This is a genomic window from Sorangium sp. So ce363 (assembly GCF_051520435.1).
Taxonomy (GTDB): Bacteria; Myxococcota_A; Polyangia; order Polyangiales; family Polyangiaceae; genus Sorangium; species Sorangium cellulosum_B.
Window position 1 is genome coordinate 162,516 of sequence record NZ_CP150333.1, and the last position, 18,517, is coordinate 181,032.

The 18,517-nt window shown below is 69.9% G+C and carries 16 protein-coding genes; 7 read left to right on the top strand and 9 right to left on the bottom strand.

What is annotated here, in order from left to right:
* Positions 1-24: 24 nt before the first annotated feature.
* The gene (locus WMF12_RS00630) at positions 25-153 is read right to left on the bottom strand and encodes a hypothetical protein (RefSeq protein ID WP_437859423.1); all 129 of its coding nucleotides are present in this window, start codon (positions 151-153) and stop codon (positions 25-27) included.
* Between the two features lie 102 nt (positions 154-255).
* On the opposite strand from WMF12_RS00630, the gene WMF12_RS00635 reads away from it, so the two are divergent.
* The 3 genes from WMF12_RS00635 (at position 256) to WMF12_RS00645 (ending at position 2,709) form a co-directional block, all read left to right on the top strand.
* A complete protein-coding gene (locus tag WMF12_RS00635) occupies positions 256-735 on the top strand; it encodes a hypothetical protein (protein ID WP_437859427.1) in 480 nt (159 codons plus the stop codon).
* A 336-nt stretch (positions 736-1,071) separates the two neighbouring features.
* Positions 1,072-2,073, top strand: coding sequence for a universal stress protein (locus WMF12_RS00640; protein ID WP_437859436.1), 1,002 nt, complete (start codon positions 1,072-1,074; stop codon positions 2,071-2,073).
* Positions 2,074-2,220: 147 nt separating this feature from the next.
* On the top strand, positions 2,221-2,709 hold the full coding sequence (locus WMF12_RS00645; protein ID WP_437859440.1) for an SLC13 family permease: 489 nt from the start codon (positions 2,221-2,223) through the stop codon (positions 2,707-2,709).
* A 17-nt stretch (positions 2,710-2,726) separates the two neighbouring features.
* Here WMF12_RS00645 and WMF12_RS00650 read toward each other — a convergent pair whose 3' ends face one another.
* Positions 2,727-2,873, bottom strand: a complete 147-nt coding sequence (locus WMF12_RS00650) for a hypothetical protein (RefSeq protein WP_437859444.1) — start codon at positions 2,871-2,873, stop codon at positions 2,727-2,729.
* 2 nt (positions 2,874-2,875) lie between these two features.
* Here WMF12_RS00650 and WMF12_RS00655 point away from each other — a divergent pair, with 2 nt between their 5' ends.
* Positions 2,876-4,522, top strand: a complete 1,647-nt coding sequence (locus tag WMF12_RS00655; RefSeq protein ID WP_437859457.1) for a glycoside hydrolase family 43 protein — start codon at positions 2,876-2,878, stop codon at positions 4,520-4,522.
* A gap of 185 nt (positions 4,523-4,707) precedes the next feature.
* Here the strand turns inward: WMF12_RS00655 and WMF12_RS00660 are convergent, their stop codons facing one another.
* From WMF12_RS00660 to WMF12_RS00675, 4 genes are all read right to left on the bottom strand, one after another.
* Positions 4,708-6,114 (bottom strand): hypothetical protein, encoded by a 1,407-nt coding sequence (locus WMF12_RS00660; protein ID WP_437859462.1) that lies wholly within the window; start codon positions 6,112-6,114, stop codon positions 4,708-4,710.
* A 229-nt stretch (positions 6,115-6,343) separates the two neighbouring features.
* Complete coding sequence (metG, locus tag WMF12_RS00665; RefSeq protein WP_437859472.1) at positions 6,344-8,428, bottom strand: methionine--tRNA ligase; 2,085 nt, start codon at positions 8,426-8,428, stop codon at positions 6,344-6,346.
* 55 nt (positions 8,429-8,483) lie between these two features.
* Complete coding sequence (locus tag WMF12_RS00670) at positions 8,484-9,347, bottom strand: DUF6209 family protein (RefSeq protein ID WP_437859480.1); 864 nt, start codon at positions 9,345-9,347, stop codon at positions 8,484-8,486.
* 293 nt (positions 9,348-9,640) lie between these two features.
* Positions 9,641-11,263, bottom strand: a complete 1,623-nt coding sequence (locus WMF12_RS00675) for a DUF1552 domain-containing protein (RefSeq protein WP_437859483.1) — start codon at positions 11,261-11,263, stop codon at positions 9,641-9,643.
* A 289-nt stretch (positions 11,264-11,552) separates the two neighbouring features.
* Between WMF12_RS00675 and WMF12_RS00680 the strand changes: the two genes are divergently transcribed.
* The gene (locus tag WMF12_RS00680; protein WP_437859489.1) at positions 11,553-13,694 is read left to right on the top strand and encodes an FG-GAP repeat domain-containing protein; all 2,142 of its coding nucleotides are present in this window, start codon (positions 11,553-11,555) and stop codon (positions 13,692-13,694) included.
* 322 nt (positions 13,695-14,016) lie between these two features.
* Positions 14,017-14,523 (top strand): RDD family protein, encoded by a 507-nt coding sequence (locus WMF12_RS00685; RefSeq protein WP_437859494.1) that lies wholly within the window; start codon positions 14,017-14,019, stop codon positions 14,521-14,523.
* Positions 14,524-14,669: 146 nt separating this feature from the next.
* Here WMF12_RS00685 and WMF12_RS00690 read toward each other — a convergent pair whose 3' ends face one another.
* The gene (locus WMF12_RS00690; protein WP_437548633.1) at positions 14,670-14,990 is read right to left on the bottom strand and encodes a hypothetical protein; all 321 of its coding nucleotides are present in this window, start codon (positions 14,988-14,990) and stop codon (positions 14,670-14,672) included.
* A gap of 767 nt (positions 14,991-15,757) precedes the next feature.
* Between WMF12_RS00690 and WMF12_RS00695 the strand changes: the two genes are divergently transcribed.
* Positions 15,758-16,645 carry a 2-oxo acid dehydrogenase subunit E2 gene (locus WMF12_RS00695; RefSeq protein WP_437859506.1) on the top strand — a complete coding sequence of 296 codons (888 nt, stop codon included), beginning with the start codon at positions 15,758-15,760 and terminating at the stop codon, positions 16,643-16,645.
* Between the two features lie 51 nt (positions 16,646-16,696).
* On the opposite strand, the gene WMF12_RS00700 is transcribed toward WMF12_RS00695, so the two are convergent.
* Together WMF12_RS00700 and WMF12_RS00705 are read right to left on the bottom strand one after the other, a co-directional pair.
* A complete protein-coding gene (locus tag WMF12_RS00700) occupies positions 16,697-17,014 on the bottom strand; it encodes a hypothetical protein (protein ID WP_437859510.1) in 318 nt (105 codons plus the stop codon).
* A 77-nt stretch (positions 17,015-17,091) separates the two neighbouring features.
* A complete protein-coding gene (locus WMF12_RS00705; protein ID WP_437859514.1) occupies positions 17,092-18,360 on the bottom strand; it encodes a hypothetical protein in 1,269 nt (422 codons plus the stop codon).
* Positions 18,361-18,517: the final 157 nt, after the last annotated feature.

Genomic DNA, 18,517 nt, shown 5'->3' on the forward strand with positions numbered 1-18,517 from the left:
GAGCCAACGGCGCGGCCCCTCGCGTCAAGGGAGACGGAACATCGACCAGGGCACCTGGACGCCGGTACCACCGGTCTGGCCGATCAGGTTCGCGGGCTCCGCCGCGGGGTCCAGCGTGATCGACGCGATGTAGCGATCCCCCGTGACCGCCACCGGGCCCTTGACCAGGTTGTGCTCTGCGTCGTAACCGGGTGGTAACCGTCTTCCAACGGACGTGGATCCGGCATAAGATGAGAAGCAGGGGGTTCAATCGAGATGGATTCCCATGCCGAGAAGTTTGCCAAGCTCGCCGAGCGAATCGAACGCGATTTGAAGCGTATCGATGATGCTAGAGTTGCTGCTCGGCTCAAGCCTGTGCGGGCACCAGAAAGGGTACCTCATTGGTTTACTCGCGTCCTTTCAACGCTTCGACGTGGTCCGAAGGCTCAGCCGAGCGCCGAGGACGAGGGAGCTCGTCGATTTGAAGAGGCTCAACGCCGTCTGGAATCACTTGAGAGATACGGGGCGGAGCTGGCACGAGCGGCTGCGCAGGAGGCTGCGAACGCCAGGGAATGGGAACTACGCGCGATGCTCGCGGTTCGAGCGGGTGACGATGTCATCGCGCGCGAAGCGCTCTGCCGGCAGCGCGAGGCGCTCGAAGGTGCATCGGCGCACGAGCGGCAAGCGGCAGCGATCTCGGCGGCGATGGCCGAGTACACGTCTGCTCTTGCCGCCATCAAGGCATCTCCGCGTTGATGGGGCTGCGACGGACGACACCAGACCGACAGAGCACGCGCCCGGGTAGCCCGCGTCGATGACGGAACGCAGGCAGGTGCGTCCTCCACGGCCGGGATGAGCCGCGTGACCCGGTGCTGCGCTTGACGTCGCCCGCCGTGATGATCGCACGCGGCGCGACACCCCCCCTCGATCACGCGAGGCGAGTCGCTCGCCAAGGCATCGGTGGGCCGCAGCGGCAGCCGGCCTCCGCCGACCTCAGGGGCCCGCGCCGCAGGTCCTCGGCGGCACGTGCGCCCTGCGCAGGGCAGGTCGCGACGCCTGGCGCGCGGCTTGCTGTGTCTGCGCGACGAGCCGATGTGCCGCACCAACGCCACGCCCACGACGCCGCCCAGCTCGCCCGCCCAGGCGGAGCCGGCCCCCCAGCGCGGCGGCCGGACGACGAGCACACCGCGCCGCGAGGCTCGCCTCGGCGACGTCCTCGCTGCGACCGATTTCTCGCCGGGCGCTCTCGCGGCGATCGAGCGCGCCGCGCGCCTCCCCCTCTCGGCGGGCAGCACCTTGCACCTCGTTCACGTGCTGCCAGCGCCCGCCTCGCCCGCGGAGGGCGAGAGCGCGGAGCAGGCCGCGCGTCGCTCGCTCGACGAGATCGCGGCCCGCGCCCTCGATGTCGCCCGAGGCGCGGGGAACGCAGGTCTGCAGGTCGCCCCGAGCGTGCTCGTCGGCAGAGAGTTCGTCGAGATCATCCGTCATGCGCGCAGCCGCGGCGCGGAGCTGATCGTCCTCGGCAGGCACGGGGAGCGCCCGATCCTCGATCTCCTGCTCGGGTCGACGGCCGAGCTCACCGTCCGTCACGCGGACACTCCCGTGCTCGTCGTACAGCGCCCCCCCGCCGGCGCCTACGGGCGGCCGCTGCTCGCCGTCGAGCTCTCGGACGTCGCGCTTCGGAGCGCCGCGCTCGCGACGAAGGTCATCGACCCCGAGGTGAGCCGCATCCGGGCGATCCACGCCTACCACGTGCCCTTCGAGGACAGGATGGAGCTCGCCCTCCCCTCGATGGAGTTCGCGGCCTACAAGGCGCGATACCATGACGACGCGCGCGCCGGCCTCAGGCGCCTCCTCGGCTCGTTCGACGGGCTCGGCGTGACGTGGGAGTCGTCGGTCCGGCGCGGCGACGCGAGGCGCGCGATCGTGCGCGAAGCCGGGCGGTGGAAGGCCGATCTCATCATCATGGGCACGCACGGGCGCTCGGGGATCTCGCGCGCTCTCCTGGGCAGCGTGGCCGAATCCGTCATGCGCTCGGCGCCGTGCGACGTGCTGGTCGCGCGCCCCTCCACGTTCGCGCTGGAGCTGCCCTGAGCGGCGCGGCGGCAAAGCATGCTCCGGCGGCGCCTGGACGCGCGCGTCGACTCGACCCGCCGAGGGCAAGACGGCGTGAGCGCCGGTAAGACGGTGAGACGATAGGGGGTTGGCTCTGCGGCCCCTTCGGATAGGCTGCGCCGTCGCATGATGCCGGAAGCTGCCCTCACGCTGGCCATCCTCGGAGCCACGATCGTCCTGTTCGTGAGCGATCGCCTGCGGCTCGACGTCGTGGCGATGATGTCCTTGCTCGCGCTCACCCTCTCCGGCGTCACCACGGTATCGGACGCGCTCGCCGGGTTCAGCAACCCGGCCGTGCTCATGATAGCTGGCCTGTTCATCGTGGGGGCCGCGCTGACGGACACGGGCGTCGCCGATTGGCTGGGCCACCGCCTCGAGCGCGTCGCGGGATCGGGAGAGGCGAGGGTGATGGTGGTCGTGATGGGGGCGACGGCGCTCCTGTCCGCCTTCATGAGCTCCACAGGGACCGTGGCGATCCTCCTGCCGGTGGTGGGGACCCTCGCGTTGAAGCGCGGCATTGCGCCCGCGAGGCTCCTCATGCCCGTGGGGCTGCCGCTGCAGCTCCTGGTGCTCGCGACCACCGTCATCGTCGTCCCGCTCGTGTGGGGCTTCTGACCGCGGGAGGCGCCGCTTCAGGCCGCCCGGCGACGCGCCGGGCGCGGGCGGGCCCTCAAGGCTCCTTCTTCTTCTTCCACTTCTTCTTTTTTGGCGGCGGCAGCTTCGTCTTTCGATATCCTCGGCGCGATCGTCCTCTCGACCATCGCCGGCGAGCCATTCATCCATGCCTGATACCTTCATCCGCAATCCGATCCTGCCGGGCTTCAACCCCGATCCGTCCATCGTCCGCGTCGGCGACGACTACTACGTCGCGACCTCGACCTTCGAGTGGTACCCCGGCGTGCAGATCCACCACTCGCGCGACCTCGTACACTGGCGTCTGCTCTCGCGTCCGCTCAACCGCGCGAGCCAGTTGAACCTGCTTGGCGACGGCGATTCGTGCGGCGTCTGGGCGCCGTGCCTGACGTATGCGGATGGCCTGTTCTGGTTGATCTACACCGACGTGAAGCGCTACGGCCGGACCAGCGTCGGCGGCGCGTCCGGCGCGTCCATGCGCGACTTCCACAACTACCTGGTGACCAGCCCCACCATCGACGGCGAGTGGTCGGATCCCGTTTATCTCAACTCGAGCGGCTTCGACCCCTCGCTGTTCCACGACGAAGACGGCCGCAAGTACCTGAGCAACATGCTGTGGGACCACCGGCCCGGCCGCAATCGCTTTGCCGGCATCGTGCTCCAGGAGTACTCGCACGCCGAGCGCAAGCTCATCGGGCCTGTCACGAACATCTTCAAAGGCACGCCGATCGGCTACACCGAAGGTCCGCACATCTACAAGCGCGGCGGCTACTACTATCTGATCACCGCCGAGGGCGGCACGTACCAGGGCCACGCCGTCACCATGGCGCGCTCCCGTGACCTCACCGGCCCGTACGAGCTGCACCCCGAGACGTACATCCTGACCTCGCGCGCTCGCGCCGACGTCGCGCTGCAGCGCGCGGGCCACGCTGACCTTTGCGATACGCCGTCGGGCGACGTGTACATGGTCCACCTGTGCAGCCGTCCCATCCCGAACCGCGGGCGCTCGACGCTCGGCCGCGAGACCGCGATCCAAAGGATGGTCTGGTCGAACGACGGCTGGCTTCGCACGGCCGATGGTGAAAATATCCCGCGCGTCGAGGTCCCAGCCCCCGGCCTGCCCGCGCATCCCTTCCCCGCCCCGGCCGCGCGCGAGGACTTCGATTCACCGCAGCTGCCGATCGACTTCCAGTGGCTGCGCTCGCCCTACCCCGACGAGCTGTTCAGCCTCACCGCACGTCCCGGTCATCTCCGGCTCTACGGCCGCGAGACGCTCGGCAGCCTGTTCCGCCAGTCGCTCGTCGCACGCCGCCAGCAGGCGCACTGCTACACCGCGGTCACGTCGGTCGACTTCGCGCCCGAGGAGTATCAGCAGATGGCCGGGCTCATCTGCTATTACAACGCGAGCAAATTCCATTACCTGCACATCTCGCACGATGAGACGGTCGGGCGCTATATCCGGATCATGTCGGCGATTCCGGATGGGGTCATGGCGGACGCCTTCACCGCACCCGTCCCCATCCCGGGCACCGCGCCCGTGCACCTGCGCGCCGAGCTCGACCACGACCGGCTCTACTTCGCCTACAGCCTCAACGGTACGGACTGGAGCTGGTTCCCCGAGCACCTGGACGCCAGCATCCTCTCGGACGAGGCCTCCGCGCCTGGCCTTCCCAACTTCACCGGTGCGTTCGTCGGCATGGCGTGCCAGGACATGTCGGGTACCGCGCGCCCAGCCGATTTCGACTACTTCGAGTACCGCGAGCGCGAGTACCTGATCGACCCCAGGCGCCCGTAGCGTCACTTTCCGGGAGGGAGGCGGGTAAGGAACCTCGTTTTTGACCGCGGGTCGCTGGAGCTGGAGTCGTAGCGCCCGAGGGGGTCGACGACGAGCGCTTCGGCGAAGCGCGAGGCGCGATCGGGCTCGCGCTCGCTCGGCTGAGCTCTCTGCAGCCCGTCAGGGTAGTGAGCAGGCCGGGGCCCTCAAGGATCCTTCTTTTTCTTCCACTTCTTCTTTTTTGGCGGCGGCAGCTTCGTCTTCTTCGGGTCCTTGGGCGCCCACGGAACGCGCGTGTCGATCGGCAGGATGTCCTCGTGCGGCAGGGCGCGCTCGCCCTCGCGCTTCACCGCGAACGACGCCGAGACCACGTTGATCCTGTGCGCGCCGACGTCGGACAGATCGCCTTTGACGCGGAGCCCGAGAGGGATGCAGAACATCCTCTTCCGCTCTTCTTCATCCATGTCGCTCGCCGGCGGCGCCCCGTCGCCCGGGCCGCGCAGCTGGCCGAGCCGACTCGGATCCTCCATCGCCTGCTGGAGCTGCTCGAGCACCTCCTCGGCGCACACGAGCTCCGGCTTGGGCTTCTTCCTGCTGCCGGACGGATACTGCACCTTGGACTGGACCTTGACCGTGACGGTCACCGGCTGCCGGTCAGGCCCCATCTGCAGCGCGCTCCCGGCGAGCGCCCCCTTGGCCCCGTCCACGATGCGATCCCACGTGGGGCCGTCCCCGGCCGACGCGCTCACCAGCCGGACGCCGAGGACCTGGCCGTCGGCGCCGAGCTTGACCTCGAAGGTCGCCCGCGCGTCGAGGGGCGCGGCCGAGGAGCGCACCATGTCCGCCAGGGTGCTCGCCACCGCGCCCGCGGCGGGGACGCTGATCCCCACGCTCTTGTCCTTGCTGTGCAGCGTCTCGTTCAGCACCGTGCCCGCGATCGCCGGATCCACCGGGCGAGCGCGCGGGGCGGCCGTCGGGGCGGCGCGCGGCGCGTCAGGGCCGGGGAGCACGCCGGGCACGGTCCAGAGGGGCGCCCCGAGCCCTGGGGCGAGCGCGATGCCCCCGCCCTCAGCGGGCGGCGCCCCGCCGTACTCGTCGCCGGGCGGCGCCGTCCCCGGGGCCCCCGGGGCCTCTGCGGCGGGCGCCGGGGCCTCGGCGGTGGGCGCGGGGGCGCCGGGAGCCTCGACGGCGGGCGCGGGGGCCTCGGCCGCAGGCCGGGCGGCGGCTCCGGCTGCGGGCGGCGCCGTCTCCGGAGGCGCGGCCTTCGGCTCGGCGGCGGGGGCGGCCGGCGCCGGCCTCGCGCGCTCCATCGAGGCGACCTTGGCCGCTGCGGCGCCCGGCGCGGGCGCCTGCGCCTTCTCGGTCGGAGCGGCCTTGCCGATCTCGCCGGCCGCCTCCGGCTCGCCCGCGACCGGCTCGCCCCCGGCCGGCGCCGCGGTTGCGGCCTGGGGAGCCGGTGGTTCCAGCTCGAAATCGATGCCATCCACGATCGCGGACGGCTCGGCAGGGCCCTCCGGAGGCCGCTCCGGCGTCGGCGCGACGAGGATCGCGGCGTGCGCCGCGACCGCCATGGCCAGGGCCACGGCATCGCGCCCCCGCAGGGAGATGCTCACCGCCTCCTCGTGCCAAGGCAAGCGCGCATCGACCAGTTCTAGCACGCCCCCCCGGCGCGCGGACCTGCATCCCCGGTGGTCCCCCGCCCACCGGCGCGAAAAGCACGATCGCGGCGCGGCGCGGCGCGGCGCGCTCGCGATCGCCGCGCGGCCGCTGCGGCCGGTGTTTCGCTCCCGTCGTATCGCTGCGCTGTAAGCTGCGCTGTAAATCGCGTGCCGACGTGCGGTGTCAGAGCACCGGCGTGCCCGGCGCGGCGTCCTCGACCGTGATGGTGCGGACTCGCCCCTCGACCTCGGCGGTCAGCAGCATGCCTTCGGAAACGAGCCCTTTGCCGAAGTCGCGCGGCGGCAGGTTGCAGATGACGACGATCCGCTTGCCCACCAGCTCTTCCGGGGCGTAGCTCGCCGCGATGCCCGAGATGATGCGCCGCGGGGCGCCGTCGCCGGTGTCGACGCGCAGATCGAGCAGCCGGTCCTTCTTCTTCACGCGCTCAGCGCTCGTGACCACGCCGATCCGGAGGTCCAGCCGGGCGAAATCGTCGAACGCCACGGGGCTCTTGCCCTGGCGCGCCGGCGGGGCGGCCACCTCGGCGCCGCCGCTCGCCCGGGGCGCGGCCGTCGCCTCCGGGGCGGCCTTCGAATCGGCCTTCGCGCCAGCCTTCGCATCGGCCTTCGCCGGCTCGGCGTCCGGCCGTGGCGGGGCGAACCGGGCGAGCAGCTCGGCCTCTTTCTCCTTCTCGAGGCGCGGGAAGATGGGCGAGCCCCTGCGGAGCTTCTCGCCGGGGGCTCGCGAGGGGAGCGCCATCGGCCAGCGATCGCTGCCCTCCTCGAACGCGATCGGCGGCAGCCCGAGCTGCTCGCGCATCCTGCCCGCCACGACCGGCATCACGGGGGAGATCATCACGCTGACCGCCTCGAGCTGCTCGATCAAGGTCGCGATGATCGTCCCGAGGCGCGCCGGGTCCGTCTTCTTGGCCACCCACGGAGCGGCCTTGTCGACGTAGAGGTTCGCCGCGGCGATCACCGTCCAGATCGCGTCGAGCGCGCGCGTCGGCTGGTTCGCGTCGAACGCCGTCGCCGCGGCCGCCGCGGCCTGCCGCTGCGCCGCGGCGAGCTCCTCCTCGAGCGGGCCCAAGGCCCCCTTCGCGGGCACCTCCTCGGCGAACGGGAGCACGCGATTCAGCAGGTTGCCGAGCGCGTTGCCGAGCTCCGAGCCATACCGCGACAGCACGTCCTGGAGGCTGAAGTCGCCGTCCTGGCCGAACGAGATCGCGCGCATCAGGCAATACCGCACCACGTCCGCCCCGACGAGGGGCGCGCCGGCCGCCGCGCCCGGGCCGCCGGGCAGGGCCGCCGCGGCCGCCTCGGAGAGGGCGGCCGCCACCTCGACGGGGCTGATGGTGTTGCGGAGCGTCTTCGACATCTTCTGCCCGCTGTACGTGAGGAACCCGTGGGCGAAGACCTGGCGCGGCAGCTCCGCCTCGCCGTAGCCGGCCGAGAGCAGGAATGCGGGCCAGTAGACGGCGTGGAAGCGCAGGATGTCCTTGCCGACGAGGTGCACGTCCGCGGGCCAGAAGCGCGTGTTGTCCTCCGGCTCCCGGAGGGCGGTCATGTAGTTCGCCAGCGCGTCGAACCAGACGTACATGACGTGCTTCGGGTCGTCGGGGACGGGGATGCCCCACTCGAACGTGGTGCGGGAGACCGACAGATCCTGGAGCCCCTCGCGCACGAAGCTCGCCACCTCGTTCAGGCGGCTCGCCGGCTGCACGAAGGTCGGGTTGCGCTTGTAATAATCGAGCAGCGCGTCTCCGTACCTGGACAGGCGGAAGAAGTAGCTCTCTTCCTTGACGCTCTCGGCGGGCTTCTTGTGCAGCGGGCAGACGTTCCCGGGCTGCTCCAGGTCCTTCTCGGTGTAGTAGGCCTCGCACCCGACGCAGTAGAGCCCCTCGTAGTGGCCGAGGTAGATGTCCCCGCGCGCCTTGATCCGGCTCCAGAGCTCCTGCACGGCCTTCTTGTGGCGCGGCTCGCTCGTGCGGATGAAGTCGTCGGGAGCGCAGCCGAGCTTCGGCCACGTGGCGCGGAAGACGGCGGCGATCTCGTCGGCGTGGGCGCCCGGCGCGACGCCGCGCGCCTCGGCGGCGCGCTGGATCTTGAGGCCGTGCTCGTCCGTGCCGGTGAGCATGCGGCTCTCGTGGCCGCGCAGCCGGTGGTAGCGGCACAGCACATCCGCGGCGATCGTCGTGTAGGCGGTGCCGAGGTGCGGGACGTCGTTGATGTAATAGATGGGCGTCGTGACGTAGAAGCGGCTCGCCATGGCAACGCCCTCTTAGCATGGGGCGCTCTCCCGCGGCGAGCCGGCGCGGCGCCGATCAGATCAGCGCGTCCTCGGGGAGCTCGGCCTGGTGCAGGACTCCATCCGTGAACACCTGGCCGTCGATCTCGTAATAGAGCCGGAGCTGCACCCTGCGCGCGTCCGGCCGCGGCGACACCGAGCCCGGCGTCGCGGTGGATCCCTGGAAAATCTTGCCGGCGAAGCTGAACTGCTGGTTCGGGCCCCACCCGGTATACACGAGCGGGATCGTCTCGGCGTGGACGAGCGCGTCGTGGCCGTCGAACACGTGGACATCGATCCATGCGCTGGCGCCCCACGCCGAATGGCTGACCCACGCGTCGAGGTCCAGGTGTATCTGGATGTCTGTCCCCGCGATCGGCCCCTGCGCGGGCCTCGGGAACGCGTAGACCTTCGAGACCCGAAAGGCCCGGACGTTCGTGATGTCGGGGCGCCGCTGCGCCCCCGCGCGGTAGACGACCGGCTGCGCCGGGATCCGCGGCGGCGGGCCGCCCACGTCGAACCAGTAGTTGTCGCCGAAGCGCGTGTCCCACGCCTCGCACCGGCGGCTGGTCTGCGAGAAGCCGTGGAACCAGATCTCCGCCTGGGTCGCGTCGTCGGGCACCGAGATCTCCAGGGCCGCGGGCCTGTGCGCGACGACGTGCCCGGGCGGGTTCCCCGGGGCCCGCACCTCCTCGACGACGCTCCCCTGCACGATCGCGCCGCGCGGGTGAAAGCGGACGTAGGCGGTGATGTCGCCGATCTCGGCGCCGCGCCATGTCGTGAAGCAGCGCGATAGGCGGCTCAGCTCATACTCGATCCTGAGCTTCCCCCCGCGCTCGATCGGACCCTGCTGCGCGTGCTGCCAGTCAGGCAGGAACTGGAGAACAGCGGTCGTTGCCATCGGGACCCTCCTTGCATGGACGCGTAGCCAGGAACGGGCAGCAAATGCAAGCGGGGCGACGTTTCGGCCGGCGTGAAGGCCGATCGCGCGTCGGCCGATCGCGCGGGTGCGGTTTCGGGGGGCGTGACGGCCGATCGCGTCCCCTCGGACGGCGCGACCCAAACCGGGCCCAGCTGTCAAGCGCTGGGCCTGGGGAGCCCGCCGTGACCGAGCCGTCGCGTCGGGCTGCGGTGGTCGCTCGCCCGCGGCGCGTTCATGACCCGGGCGCGCGACAGGCTCGGGGACGAGACCGCTCAGGAGTTCGCCCTGAGCGCGGTGAACTCGCCTGGATCGTGGATGGTGGGGGGATTGGTCCCGCCACCGATGAAGTCTTCCGTCCGGTCGTACATGCCGAAGTGGGTCACCGGCGCCGAACCGCCCTTCGCCGGGAAACCATCCGGGCCTGCCTTGACCCCGAGGGCGTTCATCAAGCTGCAGTAGTACTTGTTGATCGGCGCGTTGGCGAGCGACGGATCGGTCCCCGTTTCCTGGGAGTACCCGTCGACCTCTTGCGGAGCGCCCTCGGCACACGTGATCTCGCTGTTGCCGGTCGTGAGATCGGGCGAGCCGTCATCGACGTTCACGGCCCAGCCGGTCTTGAAATAGCCGCCAGCGCTGCCGACCTGGACGATCGGCAGGTTGTTGAGGTTGAGGGCGCAGCCGTCCGACATCTCCTGGAACCAGACGGCCGCGCAGTTGTCGAGGAGCGTCCCGTTGCCCTCGTCGATACGGTTCAGCTGCCCGACGAGGTGGGCGAACTTCCTTGCATAGAAGTCGTCGATCTTGAGGAGCATGTCAATCACACCCGGGACGCAGGGGCCCTGCACTCCCGCGCTGTCCAAGCGACTCGAGAGACCTTCGCTCTCTTGCGTCAGGCCGAGCCCCGTAAAGCTGTAGTTCCCGGGGTACTTCAGGAAGATGACGGGGTTCGCGTTGCACGCCGCCGCGAGCACGGCGAGGTTCGAATAGAGGTCGGCTCCGTCCAGGCTGTCCGAGATTCGCTGCATCAGCCGGTCTTCGCCGAGCGGGGTTGTGCTCGCCAGGTCGATGTTTTCTTGCGTCACGCCGAGCGCTGTGGCGAGGGACGTGTCGCACTGCGCAGAAGCCACCACGTGTCCTGTCGTGTGGAGGAGCTCCTTCCAGGCTGCGAGCTTCTGCTTGTCGGCACGGCTCATGTCGAACCGCTCGAGCCTCTGCAGATCGTCCTTCACGATGTCGAGGACGCTCTTGCCGCGCATCGCCGCGTAGGTGTCCGGAGACGGCGGCTTCCCCGCCTCGAAGACGCCCGTGAGGCTGCTGAAGGCCTGCTGCGCGTTGAGGCCCCTGAAGAGGGTCTCGGCGGCGGAGTAGGAGATCGCCGACTGCTGGTTATCGTTCTGACCACCCGTGTTCAAGAGCAACGGAGTGCCTTGCGGGCTGAGCTGTCGTGCGATGACGTGGTCCAGCGAGGGACCGGTCGGTTTGGCGTTGAACTTCGTCGCCGTGTTGAAGCTGAACGGGTCGTTGCTGTTGGGAGTGACCGGGTGGCAAGTGAAGTACGACCCGACCACCTGCGTGTGGTGATCGTTCCCCTGCCCCCGAACCATCGTCGCCGTCCACTCGTTCATCGCGCGGATGCCTCGGGGCATGAGGAGCTTGTCGACGTGAGGCGCCAGGTGCTTGAGCGTCGTCGACTCGAGGTCCGCGGCGGTGAGCGGGCCGTGTGACTTCTTCGGGAACCACCGCGTCGTGATGCAGCCATAGTGCGTGTACATCACGATCAGCCGCTTCGGTGGCGTGGCCGGCTGCGCCATCACGGAGCGGTCGAGGATCGAGCCGAGGAACGGCGCCGCGACGCAAGCTCCGCCCAGCCCCCGGAGGAAAATTCTTCGGTTCACGCGCTTTGCCATGATCGTATTTTTCCTGCCTCAGTGGAGACAACGCCCGGCTGACCCTCGGAACGCCCTCCGGATGCCCGCGTTCGCCACGTCTCCGTCACCCCTACAATGCCCGCAGGCCCGTGAACGTATTTGGATTTCGCTCGGCCGGGAGCGCTCGTCGAGCGGAAGGATGCCCCGCGCGTCACGGGCGACAGCGGCGCCGGGAAAGAGCTCGTCGCGCGGCGGGAGGCGGCGGTAATTGGCGCCTATCGCGACGCTTCGCTGCCCGCGATGCTATGTTGAGAGCATGACGAGGAGGTCGAATCGCGTCCTGTTTGCGTTTGCCGCCTCTGCGTTGCTGGGCGCATGCGGTGGGGAAACAGCGCCCTCCATCCCGGAGGCGGGCGGGACGACGGGCTCGCCCGCCGGCGGTACGGGGACAGGCGGCGCGGACGCGAGCAGCAGCGCCGCGGGGACAGGCACGGACGCGAGCAGCGGCGCGACGGGGACAGGCGGCGCGGACGCGAGCAGCGGCGCGACGGGGACAGGCGGCGCGGACGCGAGCAGCGGCGCGACGGGGGGAGGGACCGGTGGCGCGGGGCCTGTGCAGCTCACGGGAGCCGTCGAGAAGGGGCCGTTCGTGGTCGGCTCATCGGTGGTGATCTCGGTCCTCGGTCATGACCTGACCCCGACGGGACGGACGTTCATCACGGCGACGGACAACGATCTTGGACATTTCGAAGTGGCTATCGCCCACCCCGGTCCGGTCTCGATCGTGAGCGAAGGGTTCTACTACAACGAGGTCACCGGCCGCCTCTCGGGCGCGCCGCTGACGCTGCGCGCCCTGTTCGACGTTGCCGGCGATGCGCCGGAGCAGACCGCGTACGTCAACCTGATCACGCACCTCGGCTACGAGCGGGCCAGGCGGCTCGCCGAGGGCAGCGGCGATCTCACGGCTGCAGTCGAGCAGGCAGAGGGCGAGCTCCGCGCCGCGCTGGGCATCGGCCCGGCAGGTTTCGACCCCCACGCGGACGGCGTCGAGATGAACGCTCTCGGGGGCGATGGCGACGCCAATGCGTACCTCCTCGCCGTCGGCGCCGTGGTGCTCAAGGCAGCCAGCCGCGAGGCGGGTGAGCACGGCTCCGTCGACGCGACGATGCAGGAGCTCGTGAACCAGCTCTCGCTCGACCTGGCGAGCGACGGCGCGCTCGACCCCGCGCTCGTCGCGGAGCTCGCCGGCGCGGCCTCGGCGCTGGATCGCTACGAAGTGAAGGATCTCCTCGGCGAGCGGCTCGAGGAGCTGGGCTCGACCGCCGAGGTGCCGGATATCGACAGGTTCTTCGACGAGGACGGGGACGGTATCTACGACGCCGAGGATACCTGTCGTCTCGCCCCCAACCCGAGCCAATCGCCGCTGAACGCGCTCTGCTCGGTCAAGAAGGTCCGCGTCTCCGAGCCCCTCATGGGCGGCAGCCTGACCGAGATCTTCGTGCGCGACGCCGATCAGGACGGCCGCGTCGACGTCATCCTCGGCAATGTCGGCGGTGGTTCGGGCGAGGGGCTGGGCGTGCTGCGCGGCAAGGGGACGGGGCGGCTGGAAGAGCCCGTCTGGGCTCTGCCGCCCAGGGATTACTACGCCGCGGCGGTCGTCGCCGACTTCAACGAGGACGGCGATCCCGACGTTGCGGCGGAGGTGTGGGGGCTGTCGCTCGCCGAAGGGGGGCCGGGAGCGACGTTTCTGCCCGTGGTCGAGATCGATCCGGCGAGCGCGCTCTGTCTGGCGACCGCGGATTTCGACGGGGATGGGCATCAAGATCTCGCCTCCGGCGGCGCTTCCGACGTGACCATTTTCCTGGGGGACGGCGCGGGCGGGTTCGTGGCGGCAGCGACGGTGCCCGCCGACTCTCCGGTCGCGCTCGCCGTGGGGGACTTCGACGCCGACGGCAACGAGGATCTGGCGGCGGCCCACTGGGACCAGGGGAAGGTTAGCGTCTGGCTCGGCGACGGGGCGGGGGGCCTCGATTCACCGACCTTCTTCGCGATGCCTTCCAAGGCGTCGTCGGTGTCCGTCGGGGACTTCGACGGCAATGGCGACCAGGACCTGGTCGTGGCCATGCTCGACGGGAGGCTGCGCGTGCTCGTCGGCGACGGCGCGGGTGGCTTCACCCAGGGGCCCGAGCACCAGGTGTCGGCGAATCACCATGCCAGGACCGCGATGGCCGACTTCACCGGCGACGGGAGAGACGATGTCGTCGCGAACTGGGCCATGGACGGCGTGATCCACCTCGTCATCAGCGAGGGGACGGCGTTCGGCGAAGATCACACCTTCGACGAGGCGAACAGCCGGGAGGGCCTGTCTCTCGGTGTCGGCGACCTCAACGGGGACGCCAGGCCCGACATCGTGTACGACGACGGCGAAGCCGTGACCACGCTGGTCATCAATCTCTGAGCCCGCAGGCTGGCTGCTTCCATCCGCGAGGCCGGCGAGCTCGTGCTCTCAGCGGGCCGTGTAAGACGCGAAGGCAACGGGGAGCGTCGACCTTGCGCTCGGCGGTGAGCTCGATCCGGCGCCGCGTCACCGGTCGCCCTTGCGATCCGTCCACACTCCGAAAAGCGTGTCCGGTTTGATCGTTCCTTCATCGCCGGGTCGAAGGGGCTGTCTTCACGCCGCCGCCGGCGGGGCGTAGCATGTGCCAGGGCGCGTCGACTCCAGGGCAGCCCGCCCTCGAGCGCTGCGCCGCGACGTCACCCAACCCGCATCGAGAGGTCTCATGAGTTCTCCGACCGCCCAGCCCGCCGAGAGCTACAACCCCTACGAAGCACCCAAGGCAGACGCACCCGCGGCGCTGCAACCGGAGGCGCGCTCGCGGTTGCGGCTCGCGAGCGGCGGCCGGCGGTTCGTGAACCTCATCGTCGATTACGCGGGAATGTTGCTGTTCACGTTCATCGTGGGCGGGATCTTCGGGCTCATCGCAGGCACCGAGGCGCTCGAACAGATCAACGATACATTGCTCAGTCTCGTGATGATGTTCGCGTACTATGTCTCGATGGAGGCGATCTTCGGCGCCACGCTGGGCAAGCTCGTCACTGGCACGCGGGTCGTGATGGAGGACGGCAGCCGCGCCGGCGTCGGTCGGATCGCGATCCGCACCCTGTGCCGGTTCATCCCCTTCGAGGCCTTCACGTTCCTGAAGCGGGGCGACGCGCCCGTGGGCCTGCACGACGGGCTGTCGAAGACCCGCGTCATCCTCGTGCGCGGCGCTGACGACGCACGTTGAGAGGGGGTGCGCCGAGCTCCTGTGGGGACGGACCGTGTCTCCGGGGGGCGGCGGCGTGCGTGGTGCGCATCGTAAAAATTCAATCGTCTCGCCATGGCATCATGGCGTTCGCGGCGCGTGCTTTCGTCGCCTCGCGACGGGGCAGGTCAGGGGACGGCCTGCTTGCGAATGCGAGCGAGAGAACGAGAGCACTGGAGGGCCATGGCGCCGAACCCGAGAAAACAGACACCAACGTCAGACCAGCTCCGGAGGTCGAGGGCTTCGACGCGCACAAGCAAGAGATACGCGAAGGCGAGGTTGGCCAGCGCCCAGGCAACGTTCACCGCCGGCGGCGACAACCCCTTGAATGGCGGTGATGCAAACGGGGTCTGCAACGGTTGGCCGGACACGCCGGCGATCAAGTGGGGGAGCGCATTGGCGAGGAACGCCCCGCCGAAGAAGTACGCGAAATAGACATACCAGGGCATGGTGATCTCCTCGAGCTGTTCGAGCGGAGGCTGCTCTCGTGCCAAGGAAGTGCGTTGTGGTAGGAATCGTTCAATAGTCCGGTCGAGCCCGTCAGGACCAGTTCCGGCTAGCGCGCGAAGCAGGGCCCCGTCGAACCCATTCGCCCGAGCCCTGCCGAGCCCCCCAAGGATAGCCCCGCCGAGTACCGCCGTCCCTGGTGCGCTCGCCCGCCTGTAGCGACCACGCGGCCTGAGCTGCTCGCATGTGGACGATACTACAGGAGCTGCGGCTTCTGTAGGGCCGATCTTCGCGTCTGCCGAACGCGGTCGAGACAGGTGCGCCTGGCGCCGGTGGAGCCTCCTGCCTTGGAGACCGCGCCGCCCTCCCCAGAGCTCCGTCCAAGGGACAAGCAAGTGCTCTCGCGCCCGAAGCTGCTCGCGCTGCGCGACCTCGCGCGGAGGGTGGACGCCGGCGAGATCCCCACGCTCGCCGAGGTCCGCGCACGAAGGACGAGGAGCGCATCGAGCGGCCGAGCGGATCCGCTTGCGGCCGCGCACCTCACGCACGCGGGTCGTGACCCCCAACCTGGGTCGGATTGCGGCATGCCCCTGGAAAGCGGGGTAAGTAAGAGGAGAGATGCGCGGGGCTGGCGCCCGGACCGGATGGCTTCCGGCGGCCCCGAGGCGTCACCATGGAGCGACGGCGCCGCGGGGGGGACACCGCCTCAGGCGCCGGGCAGGCCGCCTGATGCTGCGGGTGTTGCTAGCTCCTGGAGATCCAGTTGGCGATGGCAAAGCTCACCGGGTGGAGAAAGGTGGCGTCGGTCATATGGCGCGCGCCGGAGAACCCGCAGATCTTCGGCGCCTTCGAGTGCGACGCGCGTCCGCTCTCGGCGTTCATCGAGGCAGCGCGGGCCGCGGGCCACCATGTCACGCCGACCCACCTCGTCGGGCGCGCCGTGGCGCACGCGCTCCACGAGATGCCCGATCTGAACACCCGCTTCGTCGCGGGCCGCGCGGTGCCACGGAGAACGGTCGACATCTTCTTTATCACGGCAGTCGAGGCCGACAGAGATCTGTCCGGCGTCAAGGTGGAGCGCGCCGACCGCAAGAGCGCTGTCGCGCTTGCGCACGAGCTCGCTGACAGGGCTCGCGGCCTCAAGGAGGGGCGCGATCCGATCTTCACCCGGACGAAGCGGACGGGCAATGCGCTCCCCAGGCCCATCCTCCGCCAGCTGCTCCGGTTCTCGTCGTGGTGGACGGGGAATCTCGACCGGGATTTCCCGGCGCTCGGCCTCGAGCGAAGCCCGTTTGGGAGCGCGATGGTCACGAGCGTCGGGATGTTCGGCATTCCCATGGGCTTCGCCCCGCTCGCCTCGTTCTTCAAGGTGCCCTTGATGGTCCTCGCCGGAGAGATCGCCGACAAGCCGGTTGCGGTCGACGGCCGCGTCGAGGTGCGGCCGTCGATTTCGATCACGGCGACCATCGACCACCGGGTTGCGGACGGCTGGCACATCAGCCAGGTGCTCCGGCATTTCCGGGCCTACATGGCCGATCCGCAGGCGTTCGAGCTCGAGATGCCAGCTCCGGCCGCCGGCGCGGCCGGGCGCGCTGGTCTCGAGAGCTCTGCGCCGGCGCCTGGGTCACCAGACGGCGGCGGCACACCAGGCACATGACGATCGCGTGATGCGCCGCCCGCAGGGTCTTCAGCGGCTTCTCCCGGCCTCCTACCCGACCACGAACAGCCGCTGTGGTCTGCGCGCGTCGAAGCGGTGGAGCCCGGCTTCGCGGCCGAGGCGTCGTGCGGCCGTGACCTCGTCCGCGGTCGGCCGTCGATCGATCTCGGGGTACTCGGAGGCGCGGTGCTCCGGCCGGTACTGGCCCATGATGTTCACGTACGTGTCAGCGGACACCTCGCGCGCCAGGAACTCGAAGATCGCGCGCGACTCGTCGAGCAACCCAGGCATCACGAGGTGCCGCACGAGCACGCCGCGCCGCGCAAGGCCGTCAGGGCCGATCTGGAGCGGCCCGACCTGGCGGTCCATTTCGCAGATCGTGCGGCAGGCGACCTCGCGGTAGTCCTTGGCCTTGAGACGAACCCTACCGCGAGCGGCCGGTAAACCTAGGGCGTGAGATCGATCATCGATTCGGTGCCCGTCAGGGTCACGGAGATCTCCGCGCCCAGGCCGGCCCCGCCGGCGAACGCCGGCGCATCGACGCGCACCGCGCACGTCCCATCGGCGATGACCTCCGCGGAGCGGGTCAGCAGATCCCCGCGGGGGATCTCGCTGCTCTCGCAGAACCGGCCATCGACGGCGCAAGCCTCCGGCGTGGAGGACGTCACCTCGAAATCCTCGCTCCTCGCCTCGCTGCACAGCGGAACACCGCCGGACGCGAGCCCGGAGATCACGGCGACCACCCGGTTCCCCGTGCGGTGGAACCCCTCGAGCGTCTCGCCATCCACGAGGGGCCTTTCGCCCCCCGCGACGCCCGGGAGCGCGAACACCACGTCCATGGCGTCGATGCGGGCGGCAGGGATCACCGAGACTTCGCGCGATGCGCCGCCGTCGGCCGGGGTGATCACGACGCTGCCGTCCCCGGTCGCGACGATATCGGAAGGCGCGCCCCCCTCACGCACCCGGAGCGCCACGCCGGTCCCCACCACGTCGACCGCCGGGTGCTCGACGTTCTGTGGAGAGAAGCGCAGGCCCGCCGCGTCGAACGCCGCCGTGGTGATCGGGAGAGGCCGGTTCGACTGGATGACGGCGCTCGCGCCGCACTCGGCCGGTATCTCGATCTGCCAGCGCGGGCGCGCCGCCTGGACGGTCATCAACAGCGTGACGGGGAGCTCGCGGGTGTCGTCGTACGCGGAGCACGCGTCGAGGCCGCCCTCCGGCACCGCGAGCACGCCCGAGACCTCGAAGGTCGATGTCCCCTCCTCGCTCACGCGGACAGAGAACGTCGTGGGCCCCGTCTGCTCGACGGCGATCGCACCCTGGATGGCGCCTATCTGGTCAATGGTGATCGCGCCCGGGATCGGATTGCAGCAGCAGCGCGGGTCGATGACCGAATCCAGCGCGATCGTCACGGAGCTCGGATAGTCGGGCCCGAGCGCCAGCGCGGCCTGGCCCTCCACGACCATGCGCGTCCGCGTTGAGCGCTGGTCGCTCGCGATGTAAGCGCCGGTCAGCGTCGATATCGTTCGCGCCGGGAGCGAGAGCGCCGCGACCTCGCTGGTCTCCGGCTCGACGGGGCCGGGGCAGAGCGGGTTGGCGTTGTCGCCGTCGTCGGGGAGCGGCTCCTCGACGCCCGTGTCCGACGCAGAGGGGGCTGGCTGGCACGCGAGGCCAGCGCTCATGAACAAGAGAAACTGGAGTAAGCCTCTTCGCATGTCGTAGAAGTAACAGACGTAACCTGCGGAGAGAGGCAGTGGCAAGGTTGCGACCGGGTCGATCTGTGAACGGAATTCATGAATCTTCGTCGCCACGCGTGGATTGTCCGTCCCGCCGGCGAGGGTCACCTTGCGGCGCGTGACGGGGCCTCTTGCC

Bases quoted from the DNA above. Each gene is read 5' to 3' on its own strand.
- WMF12_RS00645 (WP_437859440.1), top strand. From the start codon at position 2,221: ATGATGCCGGAAGCTGCCCTCACGCTGGCCATCCTCGGAGCCACGATC.
- WMF12_RS00690 (WP_437548633.1), bottom strand. From the start codon at position 14,990: ATGCCCTGGTATGTCTATTTCGCGTACTTCTTCGGCGGGGCGTTCCTC.
- WMF12_RS00650 (WP_437859444.1), bottom strand. From the start codon at position 2,873: ATGAATGGCTCGCCGGCGATGGTCGAGAGGACGATCGCGCCGAGGATA.
- WMF12_RS00670 (WP_437859480.1), bottom strand. From the start codon at position 9,347: ATGGCAACGACCGCTGTTCTCCAGTTCCTGCCTGACTGGCAGCACGCG.
- WMF12_RS00680 (WP_437859489.1), top strand. From the start codon at position 11,553: ATGACGAGGAGGTCGAATCGCGTCCTGTTTGCGTTTGCCGCCTCTGCG.
- WMF12_RS00635 (WP_437859427.1), top strand. From the start codon at position 256: ATGGATTCCCATGCCGAGAAGTTTGCCAAGCTCGCCGAGCGAATCGAA.
- WMF12_RS00640 (WP_437859436.1), top strand. From the start codon at position 1,072: ATGTGCCGCACCAACGCCACGCCCACGACGCCGCCCAGCTCGCCCGCC.
- WMF12_RS00655 (WP_437859457.1), top strand. From the start codon at position 2,876: ATGCCTGATACCTTCATCCGCAATCCGATCCTGCCGGGCTTCAACCCC.
- metG (WP_437859472.1), bottom strand. From the start codon at position 8,428: ATGGCGAGCCGCTTCTACGTCACGACGCCCATCTATTACATCAACGAC.
- WMF12_RS00705 (WP_437859514.1), bottom strand. From the start codon at position 18,360: ATGCGAAGAGGCTTACTCCAGTTTCTCTTGTTCATGAGCGCTGGCCTC.
- WMF12_RS00685 (WP_437859494.1), top strand. From the start codon at position 14,017: ATGAGTTCTCCGACCGCCCAGCCCGCCGAGAGCTACAACCCCTACGAA.
- WMF12_RS00695 (WP_437859506.1), top strand. From the start codon at position 15,758: ATGGCAAAGCTCACCGGGTGGAGAAAGGTGGCGTCGGTCATATGGCGC.
- WMF12_RS00700 (WP_437859510.1), bottom strand. From the start codon at position 17,014: ATGGACCGCCAGGTCGGGCCGCTCCAGATCGGCCCTGACGGCCTTGCG.